10 protein-coding genes are annotated in these 13,523 nt (G+C 59.3%); 4 read left to right on the forward strand and 6 right to left on the reverse strand.

The genetic code is table 11. The features are described 5' to 3' along the window. Positions 1-54: 54 nt before the first annotated feature. Positions 55-1,059 carry a FecCD family ABC transporter permease gene (locus F6X24_RS17695; protein WP_151089259.1) on the reverse strand — a complete coding sequence of 335 codons (1,005 nt, stop codon included), beginning with the start codon at positions 1,057-1,059 and terminating at the stop codon, positions 55-57. Positions 1,060-1,061: 2 nt separating this feature from the next. Then, a complete protein-coding gene (locus F6X24_RS17700; RefSeq protein ID WP_151089260.1) occupies positions 1,062-1,952 on the reverse strand; it encodes an ABC transporter substrate-binding protein in 891 nt (296 codons plus the stop codon). Positions 1,953-2,056: 104 nt separating this feature from the next. Here F6X24_RS17700 and rfaD point away from each other — a divergent pair, with 104 nt between their 5' ends. The 3 genes from rfaD to F6X24_RS17715 all read left to right on the forward strand — a co-directional run bounded on the left by rfaD (position 2,057) and on the right by F6X24_RS17715 (position 8,421). After that, positions 2,057-3,025: an ADP-glyceromanno-heptose 6-epimerase gene (gene rfaD, locus F6X24_RS17705; protein WP_151089261.1), complete on the forward strand. Its 969-nt coding sequence runs from the start codon at positions 2,057-2,059 to the stop codon at positions 3,023-3,025. 418 nt (positions 3,026-3,443) lie between these two features. Further along, a complete protein-coding gene (locus tag F6X24_RS17710) occupies positions 3,444-4,769 on the forward strand; it encodes a DNA/RNA non-specific endonuclease (RefSeq protein WP_151089262.1) in 1,326 nt (441 codons plus the stop codon). Between the two features lie 73 nt (positions 4,770-4,842). Next, positions 4,843-8,421 (forward strand): T9SS type A sorting domain-containing protein, encoded by a 3,579-nt coding sequence (locus F6X24_RS17715; protein ID WP_151089263.1) that lies wholly within the window; start codon positions 4,843-4,845, stop codon positions 8,419-8,421. Between the two features lie 124 nt (positions 8,422-8,545). Here F6X24_RS17715 and F6X24_RS17720 read toward each other — a convergent pair whose 3' ends face one another. From F6X24_RS17720 to rpmH, 3 genes are all read right to left on the reverse strand, one after another. Beyond that, the gene (locus F6X24_RS17720) at positions 8,546-10,240 is read right to left on the reverse strand and encodes a S41 family peptidase (protein WP_151089264.1); all 1,695 of its coding nucleotides are present in this window, start codon (positions 10,238-10,240) and stop codon (positions 8,546-8,548) included. A gap of 162 nt (positions 10,241-10,402) precedes the next feature. Then, entirely contained in the window at positions 10,403-10,879 is a 477-nt protein-coding gene (locus F6X24_RS17725) for a ribonuclease P protein component (RefSeq protein ID WP_151089265.1), read from the reverse strand. Between the two features lie 48 nt (positions 10,880-10,927). After that, on the reverse strand, positions 10,928-11,086 hold the full coding sequence (rpmH, locus tag F6X24_RS17730) for a 50S ribosomal protein L34 (protein WP_068337113.1): 159 nt from the start codon (positions 11,084-11,086) through the stop codon (positions 10,928-10,930). Positions 11,087-11,259: 173 nt separating this feature from the next. Here rpmH and F6X24_RS17735 point away from each other — a divergent pair, with 173 nt between their 5' ends. Then, positions 11,260-13,008 carry a M61 family metallopeptidase gene (locus tag F6X24_RS17735; RefSeq protein ID WP_151089266.1) on the forward strand — a complete coding sequence of 583 codons (1,749 nt, stop codon included), beginning with the start codon at positions 11,260-11,262 and terminating at the stop codon, positions 13,006-13,008. 195 nt (positions 13,009-13,203) lie between these two features. Here the strand turns inward: F6X24_RS17735 and F6X24_RS17740 are convergent, their stop codons facing one another. Continuing rightward, complete coding sequence (locus F6X24_RS17740; RefSeq protein ID WP_151089267.1) at positions 13,204-13,452, reverse strand: hypothetical protein; 249 nt, start codon at positions 13,450-13,452, stop codon at positions 13,204-13,206. Between the last annotated feature and the right edge of the window lie 71 nt (positions 13,453-13,523).

Here is a 13,523-nt window from a genome sequence, read left to right on the forward strand (position 1 = left end):
CAGTTGCCCGTATTGTTTTGCGCAGCCTGCCGCCTGACAACCAACCACTGACAACTAAAAACTCTTTTTTCGCAACAAAGATACAAAAAACGGCACCCCCAGCAGGGCCGTTACTAGGCCTACGGGCAGGCCGGCGGGTGGGTAAAGCAGCCGGGCCAGCAGGTCGCAGGCCAGCAGGAAGCCCCCGCCCAGCACCGCGCAAAATGCCAGATTGAGCCGCCCCGTGGTACCCAGCAGGCCGCGCGTGAGGTGCGGCACCACCAGCCCCACGAAGCCCACCGGGCCGCACAGCGCTACTACGCCGCCCGTGAGGGCCGCTACGAGCGTTAGCACTATCCAGCGCAGGCGCGCCACCGGCAGACCCAGCGCCTGGGCGCGCTCCTCTCCCAGCAAAAGCAGGTTGAGGTCTTTTTGCAAAAAAACAAGCAAGCCCAGGCTGCCCGCCAGCACGGCCGCCGGGTAGCCCAGCACTGGCCAGCCCGCCCGCTCAAACGACCCAAACGCCCAAAAAACCACGGCCTGCAGGTTGCCCTGGTCGGCTTTCAGAAACGTGATGAGCGAGCCCACCGCAGCGGCCAGCGCGCCCACGGCCACGCCGCCCAGCAGCAGTGGCGCGGGCAGCACCCGCCCGCGCCGCGAGCCAATGGCCACTACCAGTAGGGTGGCCAGCAGGCCGCCCGCCAGCGCGGCCAGCGGCGGCAGATACAGCCCGCCCAGCGTGAGCGCCGGAAAAAACAGGTAGGTCACAATGGCCCCCAGCGAGGCCCCGGAGGCCGTACCCAGCAGGTAGGGGTCGGCCAGCGGGTTGGTGACCAGGGTTTGCAGCAGGTACCCGCTGAGCGCCAGGCTGGCCCCCGCCAGCCAGGCCAGTAACAGCCGCGGCAGCCGCAGCTGCACCAGCACCAGCTGGGCCGGGTCGGTGGGGTCGTACTGGCGCAGGGCCTTGATGATAAAAGCGTAGCTGGTGGCATAAGAGCCGACGCGCAGCCCCAGCAGCAGCAGCAGCAGCGTAAGCAGGCTACCCGCCAGCAGCCAGCGACCAGGGTGAGCGCGCGGCATGGCTAGCGGCTTAGGAGGGTTTGTAGCTCGCGCACCGCTTCTACTATGCGGGGGCTGGGGCGTTGGAGCAGGTTGGGAGTAGTAGCGTACACGCGCCGGGTCTGGCAGGCCCGGATTTGGCGCAGCTCGGGGTAGTTTTTGAAAAAGGTGCTGTCCATTTTGCCCAGGCTGCCGCCCAGCATTACCTCGGGGTTCAGCCGCAGGATATACTCCCGCGTAAGGGCCGGAAACGGCTGGGCAAAGGTGTCGCGCACCGCATTTTGCCCGCCGGCCAGCCGCACCATATCCGTAAATAGCGTATTTTGCCCATATACGTAAATCGGGTCGCCCGAAACCAGCGCCAGCACCGTGGGGCGGTGGGCCGGCGCGGGGGCGGTGGCCAGCTGGCTGAGCTGCGCCTGCAGCGAATCGGTGAGGCGGCGGGCCTGGGCGGGGCGGCCCAGCAGCCGGCCCAGGTCGTTGAGTCCGCGCAGCACGTCGGCTACGGTGCGGTATTTCTGATAGTAAACCGCAATGCCCAGCTGCTGCAGGCGAGCGGCGGCATCGGGCGGCGTCATGCCTTCCAGCGTAAACACTACGTCGGGGCGCAGGGCTACCAGCCGCTCCAGGTCGAGCGGATAAGAGCTCACCAGCGGCTTGTGGCGCACCGCGGCCGGGTAGTCATCGGCCTGCGTGCGGGCGATGATGGTGGTCGTATCGGCCACGGCATACAGCATTTCCGTAAGGCTGGGCACCAGGGCCAGCACGCGGCGCGGGCGCACGGGCAGCGTCAGGGGCCGGCCCAGGTCATCATGCACGGCTATGGTGCCAGCGGCCGCACTCAGGGGCTTATTTTCGGGCTGGCAGGCCAGCAGCCCGACCAGTAGTCCACTAAGAAGAAGCGAAACGCGCATGGCGGCAAAGGTAGCCAGCGGTTGCAAGGCCCTACCTTTAAGGCCAGATTTCGTTTGCATTGCAGCTGATAGCCAACCGCCGTCAGCCATCAGCCACAACCCTTATGATAGTCGTAACCGGAGCCGCCGGCTTCATCGCCAGCTGCCTTGTCTCCCGCCTCAACGCCGCCAATTTCAATGATATCGTGGTGGTCGATAACTTCGCCGTCGAAAAAAAGCTCCCCAATATCCGGGGCAAAAAGCTGCGCGAATACGTCGACCGCGAAGCGTTTTTCCCGTGGCTCGACGCCCACCACGAGCAGGTGGAGTTTGTCTTTCACCTTGGTGCCCGCACCGACACCACCGAGCAGGACCCCGCCATCTTCGACCTGCTTAATCTCAACTACAGCAAGCAGATGTGGGAGGCCTGCGTGCGCTACAACCTGCCGCTGGTGTATGCCAGCAGCGGGGCCACCTACGGCGACGGCCGCCTCGGCTACTCCGACCAGGACGATGCCCTGCCCCAGCTGCTGCGCCCGCTCAACCCCTACGGCGACTCCAAAAACGACTTCGATAAGTGGGCCCTGGCCCAGGAGCAGAAACCTTACTTCTGGGCGGGGCTGAAGTTCTTCAACGTGTACGGCCCCAACGAGTACCACAAGGGCCGCATGGCCTCGGTTATCCTGCACGCCTTCCGCCAGATAAGGGAAAACGGCAGCATGCAGCTTTTCCGCTCACATAACCCCGCGTACGTGGACGGCGGCCAGATGCGCGACTTTGTGTACGTGAAGGACGTGGTGGAAGTATGCTACTTCCTGCTGCACCACCGCACCCACTCGGGTCTCTACAACCTCGGCACCGGCCAGGCGCGCACGTTTATGGACCTGGCCCTCAATACTTTTTCGGCAATGGGGGTGCCCGCTGATATTCGCTTCCGCGATACACCCGAAGATATCCGCGACACGTACCAGTACTTTACCGAAGCCGACATGCGCAAGCTGCGCAGCATCGGCTACGACCGGCCTTTTGCCACACTGGAAGAAGGTATTCGTGACTACGTGCAGAGGTACCTGGCAACGGGAGCTTATTATTAAACGCCTGTACTAATTCAAAACTAATAGGTTTTGTAAATAATGTAATATTAAATAATAAATATATATAATTTTACTAATTTTTTTCAGAAAGCAGCCTGCTGAGGGCTGCTTTCTTGTTTTTGATGCTTTCGTCCAGCGTAATCAGAGCTAATTAATAAAATCTTAATCTGGTAAATCTCAAACTGCTAATGTTCAATCTATTATAAAAAAAATTTGCTATAAACATTTGACAATCAGATTTTTTTCTCCAAAAGCAGGTTAGCTGTCGTGCGTCGGCTGTGCATGAAAGCCTGAAAATAGCAATTAACCTATTGTTTATCTGCACATTAAAACTTCATGAAGCTTCAATGTAATTTGTAGAACTGCCCTAGTTTGTGGTAATAAAATTCGCTAGGTTTTTTTACTTCTTCGACGTTTCATGAAGGATTTTCTACTCCGCCGTTATTACCTGTTGCTCCTGCTGCTTTCGGGGGCGCTGCATCCCGGCCGCCTGGCCGCTCAGTCGACCCAGGAATCGTTCGAAACCGGCACTAAAACCGATTACCCGGCGGCTACCGTTGCGCTGGCGACAGGCAACTGGGACTTTACCGATGCACTGCTGGGCACCGATGCCAACGACCATAAAAATGGCTCCCAGGCCGTGCGCATTGAGCAGACGGGCCGCCTGACCATGGATTTTTACCTGCCAGGGGGCGCCTCGCTCGTAACCGTGCAGTACGCTGCCTACGGTGCCGACGCCGGCAGCGGCTGGGAGCTGTGGGCACAATCGCAGTCGTGCAGCTGCAACAACTGGACAAAAGTGAGCCATACCGTGCTCACTACCAGTAGCACTTTGCAAACCGCCGCTTTCTCGGTGAGCCTGCCGGGCAGTGTTCGGTTTGAAATTCGCAAAGTTTCGGGGGGGGCCGCCCGTCTCAACTTCGACGATTTTACGGTTGCGCCCTACGGCGCGGCTCCCAGCTCGCAGTATCCCGACAACGATAACCTGGCGATGGGCAACCCTACCCTGGCCGTAACCGATGAGACCAACTACCCGGACAACTACCTGCTGCGCAAAAACCAGTACGCGGTGTCTTACAACCACTCTCAGGGCAAACCCAACTGGGTGAGCTGGCACCTGGACATCTCGGACCGGGGCAGCAGCGACCGGCAGAACGACTTTCGTCCCGACTCGACCCTGCCCGCCGACTGGTACCATGTGCTGGCTACCGACTATGCTGGCTCGGGCTTCGACCGGGGCCACAATTGCCCTTCGGCCGACCACACCAACTCGGTGCGGGCCAACTCGCTCACCTTTCTGATGAGCAACATGATGCCCCAGGCCCCCAACAACAACCAGCATACCTGGGCCGACCTGGAGAACTACACTCGCTCGTTCTTGCCGAACTACGAGGTGTATATCATTGATGGCAGCTACGGGGTGGGCGGCACGGGCAGCGCAGGCTACATGACGGTAGTACCCAGCGGAAAGGTCACCGTACCCTCGCATACCTGGAAAGTTATCGTGCTATTGCCAGTCGGCGACAATGATGTGCTGCGAGTCAACGCCAACACGCGCATCATCGCGGTCGACATGCCCAACGATAATAGTCTGAGCCTCGACTGGGGAGTGTACCGCACCAGCGTTGATGCCATTGAGAGCGCCGTAACAGCTACCGGCCTGACACTGGATTTGCTATCAGCCCTGCCCACGTCGGTACAGGCGGTGGTAGAGGCGAAGGTCGATAACGGCCCTACGCAATAAGTAGCCGGGCCACCCGGCCCTTCAGTCAACGTTTTTTCAGTGTCTTATCGGCGGCCTGCCGCCTCCTACCCTTATGCGTTTACTCCTTACCCGCGTACGCCCTTTGCTGCGTCAGCTGGCGCTACTGCTGGCCTTGCCCGTTGTGGCGCAGGCCCAGCTAGTACTAACATCCGGCAGTGCTGTTACTACTGATTTCAATGCATTGGGCTCAAGCGCCACAGCTGCGTTACCCGCTGGGTTCGTAGTTTCCAACGTTTCCAGCGGTATTACCTATTCCAGCGGTACTAACACGAGCGCCACAACACTCGCCGCTGGCACGAGTGGCACGGGAGCCCTCAGTAGTACGTCATCCGGCGGCACTTATAATTTCGCGAATGGAGTAACGGCGACCGCTACCGACCGGGCACTTGGCTTTCTTAGTACGGGCACCTATGTGGCCCCACGGCATCTGCTGCTGGCCATCCAGAACAATACCGGGCAAACCATTACCGACCTGAGCATAGCCTATGATATCGAGAAATATCGTGCGGGCACCCGAGCCTACGAATGGCAGTTCTGGACAAGTACTGATGGGAGCACCTGGGTACAGCAAACCTCTCTGACGCAGTCATACACCGCCGATGGAGCAAACGCCGTTGTTAATCCGACTACTACAGTTTCTAAAAACACCGTTCTAACCGGCCTCAACCTGGCGGCTGGGGCTATTACCTACCTTAGGTGGTCGTATGTGGGCATAGGCGGTAGCACAAACGGTCAGGGGCTTGGGCTTGATAATCTGGTACTGACGCCTAGCCTTTCGGCCACCGCGCCTACCGGCACCACCTCCATCACGACTACCAGCTCCAACTATAGCAGCCCCTATTGCGTTAGCAGCAGCACCGGGAGCGCCGCTTTTAACGTAGCCTATACGGCCAGCACTACTGGCACGAGCACCTTCACCGGCACTTTCAAGGCGCAGCTTTCCAACGCAGCCGGCACCTTTCCGGCCGATGCCACCAGCAATATTATTGGTACCGGCACGGGCACCTCGCCTATATCGGCCACCATTCCGGCGGGCACGCCCAGCGGCACCGGCTACCGCATCCGGGTCGTCAACGACGGTCCCAGCACCCTGGGCTCCGATAACGGTAGCAACCTGACTATCACCCTGGCTCCGGCCAGCAATCCCGTTAGCGTTGCGCCGGCTACGGCCCAGACGCTTACGCCCACTGGCAGCGGCAATACCCTCACGGCCAGCGCGGCCGTGCCTTCGGCTTATGCCTGGTTTTATGGCATTACGGCTGGCGGACCTTTTTCTACGGCCATTGCCAGCGCCACCACGGCTACTTACCAGCCCAATGGAGGCGACTTTCCCGGCATGGGTACCTATTACGTGGTGGCTCAGGCCACCACCTCGTGCGGCAGCGTGGTCGGCACCAGCTCGCCGGTTACCATTACCGTAGGCCAGGCGCCGTCGGCGCTGACTGCGTCAGTGGCTTCCCTGCCCGACTTTGGCTCGGTGGCAATCGGCAGCACGTCGGCAGTGAAATCGTTTTCTGTGAGTGGCAACGGCCTCACCGGCGCTGTAACCATCACGCCCGCGCCGGGCTTCGAAATCCGGACCGGCGCTACGGCTTTTGCCTGCTGCGCTATTGTGCTGTCGCCCGCCAGCGGCACCCTGGGCAGCACCCAGATTGACGTGCGCTTTGCGCCTCAGCTGGCCCAGGCCTACGCCGGCAATATTGCCGTGAGCAGCCCCGGCTTTAGCGAGCAGGACGTGGCTGTGACCGGCACCGGCATTGCGCCTACTTACCCGGCCACCGTGAATACCACCGCTCCCTCGGCTATCATGACTACCTCGGCTACTGCCGGCGGCACTACCTCCGACGACGGCGGCAGCCCTATTACGGCTTACGGCGTGGCCTACGGCACCGATACCGAGCCAACCGTGGCCGGCCTGCACACCACCGACGGCGCCGGCCTGGCCACCTTTACCAGCTCCCTGACCGGCCTGCAGCCCGGCGTGCTCTACTATGTGCGCGCCTACGCTACTAATGCCCAAGGCACTCTATATGGCGAGCAGCTTAGCTTCACCACCGTGGCAGTTCCGCTGGCCGATGAGCCGACTACGTCCTCTACCATCACGGCCAGCGCGGTTTATCCGAGCCGGATATTGCTGACTTTTAGCGGAGGCAACGGAGCTAAGCACCTGCTGCTGGCCCACCTCAACGGGGCAGTCAACCAGGACCCCAGCGATGCAACTACTTATACGGCCAGCGCTACGTTTGGCAAAGGCTCTGTGCTCGGCTCCGATGCCGATAACTATGTAATACTTGCTGCGGCCAGCGATACGGTGACCGTTTTTGGGCTGCACCCCAACACACCCTATACGTTTGCAGTCTACGAATACAACGATAACAATACGCCCTACGCCGAAAACTACCTGACCAGCAACCCCGGCACTTTCGCGCTCACTACGCCAGCGCTGCCGCCCACGCGGCTGTTTCAGGAAGACTTTAGCTACCCTGCGGGCACGCTGCTCACCGCCGACAGCTGGGCGGCGCACAGCGGCGCTGGCACCAAGCCCTTTACCGTTACCAGCAATAGCCTCTCCTACGCTGGCTACAGCGCCGGCACTGGCAACTCTACCGCCTTTACGGGGAGTGGGGAAGACGACGACCGGCAGTTTACAACCATGTATGCGCGCACTCCGGTATATGCATCGTTTCTGGTATCGGTGAGCAGTGCATCTACCACCGGCGATTACTTTCTGCACCTGGGGCCCACTATCCTAAGCAGCACTTTCCGGGGCCGGGTCTTCGCCCGTAAGTCGGCCACGGGCACGCTGGAGTTTGGGGTGGCCGGCAGCGGCACGCCCGTGTACGCGCCCACCGAGTACGCCTTCAATACCACTTACCTGCTGCTGCTCAAGTACAGCTTTGATGAAACCGGCAACGAGTCGGACCTCTTTATCAACCCCGCTACTACCGGCATCAGCACTGCCCCCGATGCCAGCGTGGTGGAGACAGCCAGCACGTCGCCTACCGATATCGGCACTATCGCTCTGCGCCAGGGTTCCAGCTCCCCGCTACTTACCCTTGATGGCCTGACCGTGGCCACTGCGTTTCCCTTACCCACGCCGCTGCCCGTTACCCTTACGCAGTTTACTGCCCAGTTCGTGGGCCACACCGTGCAGCTGGCCTGGCAGACTGCCACCGAGTCTAACCTTGACCACTTTGTCGTTGAGCGCGCCCCCGATGGCAAAACGTTTACTGCTTTACAGACCGTACCTGCTACGGGCAACGGCAATGGTCCGGGCCATTATTCAGCACTCGATGCGCAGGCTACTGCCGCCGGAGCTTCCCAGCTCTACTACCGCCTGCGGAGTGTTGACCGCGATGGCTCCCGCACGTACTCGCCCGTTGAAACCGTTACTCTGACGCCTGCCTCCGCAGGCCTGGCACTATTCCCCAACCCTACCAAAGCCACAACGACCCTTACCGGGGCTACTGCGGGCACTACCATACAAGTACTCGATGCCCTGGGCCGCGTAGTTAGCACTACTACCGCTGATGCCACTGGTGCTGCCACGCTTGCACTCCCCGCCGGCCTGGCGAGTGGGGTGTACATCGTGCGCACCGGCAGTCAGGCCCTACGGCTACTCGTGCAATAGCCCCCTGATATAACAAACGACCAGAAAAAGCCTCCGCCTGAACAGGCGGAGGCTTTTTCTGGTCGTTTAGCCAACCTGGCCACTACTGGCGCAAGTTTAGACGCAGTCGTCACTCGTGCCGTTTTTACTTCATGCCTGCCGACTTGGTAGCACTGGCCGCCCGCCCGCCCGGCTTCAGCAGCGCGGCGTAGCGGTTGGGGTCGTTGAGTACCGCAATGGCCGCCTGAATGTTAGGGTCGTCGTCGAAGCCGGCTTCGGTACGGCCTTTCTCGTAGTAGTAGCGCGAGGCAATTTCCTCTTCCAAAAGCTCCCGGATTTCGGGCTTGAAGCGCTGCAGGTCGTTGGTTTTGTTGGCGGCTACTTTACGCTTAATAGCGTCCAGCTCCGGCTTCACGTCGTCGTAGTGCTTTTCTTCCTTCACCTTCTTGGTAAGGTCGGTCAGCGAGCGCTCGGCATCGGTGCTATAGGCCATATTCTTGCCTTGCAGATACGTCACAAACTTCTGGTAGTCGGTATCTGACAGCTTGAAATCGCGGGCCGGCGGAATAGTCGCGTGCTCGGCGTGGTAGCGGGTTGCAAAGTCAAAAAGGTAGCTTTTCTGGATAAGCACCCGCGTAATATCCGCAATCTGCCGGTCCTGAATATCAATATCGGGCGCCACGCCGCCGCCGTCGTACACGGTGCGGCCGGCCGCCGTCTTAAACGCGGTGCGCAGCGAGTCGGGAAACTTGCTCAGCGCCCCGTCGTCGGCCCGGTGCGAGTAGTCGATTTCCTGAATACATCTGCCACTCGGTATATAGTACTTAGCAGTTGTTACCTTCAGCTGCGAATTATAGCTCAGCGGCCGGGTGGCCTGCACCAGTCCTTTCCCGAAAGTGCGCTCGCCTACCAGCACGGCGCGGTCGTAGTCCTGCAATACCCCCGACACGATTTCCGAGGCCGAGGCCGAGCGGTTGCTCGTGATAATGGCAATCGGAATCTGCGTATCGAGGGGCACGTCGAGCGCCTTATACGTTTTATTCCATTCCGTTACTTTCCCCTTGGTACTTACTACATCTAACCCTTTATCAACGAATAGGTTAGAGATATTAACCGCCTCATTCAGCAGGCCGCCGGGGTTATCCCGGATATCAAATACAATCTTCTTCGCGCCCTTTTCCTTCAGCTTCACCACGGCATTGCGCACCTCGCGGCCCGCATCCACAGTAAAGCCCGCCAGCTGAAAATAGCCGATATCGTTGGTCAGCATGCCGTAGTAGGGCACATTGTCAACCTGAATCTTATCGCGGGTAATATCAACCGTCACCGGCTTGTCCTGGCCGTAGCGGGTTACAATGAGCTTCACCAGCGAATTGGCCTGACCTTTAAGCAGCTTGCTGATATCGGCGTTGGTTTTCTTATCAACGTTGATGTTGTTGATAGTCAGAATCTCATCGCCGGGCAGCAGGCCCGCTTTCTGGGCCGGGTAGCCTTCGTAGGCGCTCTGGACCACGGTTTTACCGTTGCGCTTCACCACTACCGCCCCAATGCCACCGTACTGGCCGGTGGTGAGGGTGCGAAAATCCTCAATGTCGTCCTCCGGAATGTAGTTCGTGTACGGGTCGAGCGACTTGAGCATCCCGTCGATGCCCGTTTTCACGAGCTTGCCGGGCGTAATCTCGTCCACGTAATACGTATTTACTTCCTTGAAAAGCGTCGCGAAAATATCCAGATTTTTGGCTATCTCGAAATACCGCTCGTTATCGGAAGCAGCCCGAAAGCCTGCGAGACCCAGCGTACTGAGCGCCAGCATTGTGAGAACTTTTTTGCGGGTAGTCATCGGGCTAAAGAATAGCTAATCAAGAATAAATCTCTGCCCTGGCTGCTAGCTGCGGGCCGCAAGGGCTCGCGGCGCTAAACCGCCGGAAAGGCCGTGCCAGCATACTGCCTCGACAAGAGGATGGCGCTTTTTTCTTCTTTTACTAGCGTGAAGATAGCGAACCTACGGCGCGGGTTGCACCGAAGATTCTGCCAGCAAACGTTTAAGCCCGGAAATTAATTTTTTTTCTAGCAGCGGCAGCTCACTTTTTTCCTTGCCGGTGTACAGAATACCCAGCAGCGCTACCGGGTGGCCGCCTTCAGCTTCCGTGAGGCGGTGCTTATTAAGGCGATACACCTCCCGCAGCAGGCGCTTCAGGCGGTTGCGGTCGACGGCGCGCTTAAACGTGCGCTTGGGCACACTCACCAGCACCTGCGGCGGGGCCGTGGTAAATGCCGGGGCCGGAAACCAGGTGAGGCGGAGCGGATAAACGCCAAAAGAGGAACCCTGCTTGCTAAAAAGCTGCTCGATTAGCTTTTTGCGGCACAGGTGTTCCTCTTTCGGAAAGGTGTAAACCCTTTTCGGCGCCGTGGCGCTTGCCTCAGCCCCCGGCTCCCTCTCTGGTGCAGAAGGGGAGCCGAGCGATTGAGATTGTTCCATAAACTGAGTAGCCAACAGCCATCAGCTTTAGGCTAATAGCTTAACAGCCTAGCGCTTGTGACGGCCTTCGTCGGATACGGTGAGGCGCTTGCGGCCTTTGGCACGACGGCGGGCCAGCACGTTGCGGCCGTTAGCGGTTTCCATACGGTTGCGGAAACCGTGCTTGTTGCGGCGCTTGCGCTGCGAGGGCTGATAGGTACGTTTCATGACAAGTCAAATTGCGAGTTGGGCCGGCAAAGGTACGAATTTAGGTTTACAATAGCAAGGGCTGGCTCCAACAGGGTAGCCTTTCATGTAGGGGCGGACAACTTGCCTGGCGCCAAATGGCGTATCACTCCGCCTTCCCTCTTCTAGCTTTACCTCCTGTTTCAACGCTGGCCATGACTTACTACCACGTTTCCTTCGAGAATCCGCTCACGTTTTACCTCCAGGTTCAGCTCATGGTAGAGGTGCCGGCCGAGGCCACCGGCCCGCTTGCCTTGCAGCTGCCGGCGTGGCGGCCAGGCCGCTACGAAATCCAGAACTTCGGGCAAAAGATTCAGCACATGGAGTTTAGCGATGCCGAAACCGACGAGCTCCTGCCCTACCGCAAGGTAACGAAGGACCGCTGGGAAGTGAGCGGCGCAGCCGGCCGCAGCGTGCGGGCGCGCTACAATTTTTATGCCCACCAGATGGACGCCGGCGGCTCGTGGCTCGATGCTACCCAGCTGTACCTCAACCCGGTGCAGGCACTGCTTTACGCCGAGGGCCAGCAGGAGCTACCCTGCCAGCTTACCCTTGACCTGCCGGCCAACTGGCGCCTGGCTTGCGGCCTGCCCCAAACGCTGCCCAATACCCTGCAAGCCGCCAGCTTCGACCAGCTGGCCGATGCGCCGCTCATTGCCAGCCCTACCATTCAGCACGAGCAATACGAGGCGGGCGGCCTGCCTTTCCACGTATGGGCGCAGGGCGACGAGGCGGTAGTCAACTGGCCCCGGCTGCTGGCCGACTTTAAGGCCTTTTCGGAAGAGCAGCTGACGCTGTTCGGCGGCTTCCCGGTTACCGAATACCACTTCCTGAACCAGTTTTTGCCCTACAAGCACTACCACGGCGTGGAGCACCACAACTCGACCGTGATTGTGCTGGGGCCGGCCGAGCAGCTTATGCAGGAAACCCTATATAAGGAGCTGCTGGGCGTGAGCTGCCACGAGTTGTTTCATACCTGGAACATCAAGGCCATCCGGCCCGCCGAGATGCAGCCCTACGATTACAGCCGCGAGAATTATTTCCGCACCTGCTATATAGCCGAAGGCATTACGACCTACTATGGCGAATACCTGCTGGCGCGCAGCCACGTGCGTACGCCGGAGCAATATTTTGAGGAGCTGAACACCGTGCTGCACAAGCACTACGCCGATGCGGGCGGCCACAACCTGAGCCTGGCCGATGCCAGCATGGACCTCTGGCTCGACGGCTACAAGCCGGGCGTGCCCGACCGCAAAGTGTCGGTATACCATAAGGGCGCGCTGGCGGCGCTGCTGCTCGACCTGACCCTGCGGCAGCTGCACGGCCACGCCCGCAGCCTCGACGACGTAATGCGCCGCCTCTATGAAGAATTCGGCCAAACCGGCAAGGGCTACACCGACGAGGACTACGTGCGCGTGGTAACCGAAGTAGCCGGCCGCAAGATGCAGGTGTATTTCGACAAGTTTATCAATGGCACTGCGCCCCTGCAAGAGCCACTTGACAAGGCTCTGCACACCGTAGGCTGCCAACTGGTGGCTTACGAAAGCACCTCAGCCGCCGAAGGGAAATTTGGCTTCCGCACAGTGGTAAAAAATGAGCGCACCGAAGTAACGTACATCTGGCCCGGCTCGCCGGCCGCTGCCGCCCTTACTGTCGATGATGAGCTAGTAGCCATCAACGGCCGCCGCGTCGATATGAATCTGCAAAGCCTGCTCAGCACCGACGCACCGCACTACGAAGTGGCGGTATTCCGTCAGAACCGCTTATTGCTGGTGGAGCTGGCCGCGCAGCCAGGCCTTTCGTTCGGCCCCCGCTACGCAGTGGAAAAGCTGGCCGAAGCTGATGAAGCGCAGAAGGCCGGCTTTAGCAAATGGTTGGGCTGGGACTTTAAACCGCAGATTTAACGGATTGCGCGGATGCGCCCACTGCGTGGGCTGGCTACTGGCTGATGCTTCAAATATTTAATATAATTTTTTATTATATTTTATATTTTAAATACCAAAAAAAGCCGCCTGAAAAGGCGGCTTTTTTTGGTGTGATTGCTAGTCAGCCGCGGAGCGGCGTATCCGCGCAATCCGTTAAATCCGTTAAATCTGCGATTAATGTTTGGCGTCGCCGCCCTTGCCTACTTTGCCGCTGTTTACCGACATGGGGCGGTTGCCCTGCGGGTTGCTACGGATATTATTTACGCCGTGGCCGGCGCTATTGCCATCGGTGGTGTTGCCGTGGGCCGACACATCGGTGGTGTTCGGGCTCTGCACCTGCGTGCTTTTGCGCTTGGTATTGGCGGCGGGGTTGACGGACGTTTTCGCGTTCGTGAGGTCGGTTTCTTTCTTCGCAAGTGACATGGCTAATTGGAACAAGGTGAGACTACACTACGCTTCCTTGTACCACAATGCCCGCGCTGGGGTTGCTGTTA

Origin of the sequence: Hymenobacter baengnokdamensis (assembly GCF_008728635.1) — a bacterium.
Classification (GTDB): domain Bacteria; phylum Bacteroidota; class Bacteroidia; order Cytophagales; family Hymenobacteraceae; genus Hymenobacter; species Hymenobacter baengnokdamensis.

Coding starts and splice junctions, on each gene's coding strand:
- rpmH (WP_068337113.1), bottom strand. CDS start 11,086: ATGAAACGTACCTATCAGCCCTCGCAGCGCAAGCGCCGCAACAAGCAC.
- F6X24_RS17740 (WP_151089267.1), bottom strand. CDS start 13,452: ATGTCACTTGCGAAGAAAGAAACCGACCTCACGAACGCGAAAACGTCC.
- F6X24_RS17725 (WP_151089265.1), bottom strand. CDS start 10,879: ATGGAACAATCTCAATCGCTCGGCTCCCCTTCTGCACCAGAGAGGGAG.
- F6X24_RS17715 (WP_151089263.1), top strand. CDS start 4,843: ATGCGTTTACTCCTTACCCGCGTACGCCCTTTGCTGCGTCAGCTGGCG.
- F6X24_RS17695 (WP_151089259.1), bottom strand. CDS start 1,059: ATGCCGCGCGCTCACCCTGGTCGCTGGCTGCTGGCGGGTAGCCTGCTT.
- F6X24_RS17700 (WP_151089260.1), bottom strand. CDS start 1,952: ATGCGCGTTTCGCTTCTTCTTAGTGGACTACTGGTCGGGCTGCTGGCC.
- F6X24_RS17735 (WP_151089266.1), top strand. CDS start 11,260: ATGACTTACTACCACGTTTCCTTCGAGAATCCGCTCACGTTTTACCTC.
- F6X24_RS17710 (WP_151089262.1), top strand. CDS start 3,444: ATGAAGGATTTTCTACTCCGCCGTTATTACCTGTTGCTCCTGCTGCTT.
- rfaD (WP_151089261.1), top strand. CDS start 2,057: ATGATAGTCGTAACCGGAGCCGCCGGCTTCATCGCCAGCTGCCTTGTC.
- F6X24_RS17720 (WP_151089264.1), bottom strand. CDS start 10,240: ATGACTACCCGCAAAAAAGTTCTCACAATGCTGGCGCTCAGTACGCTG.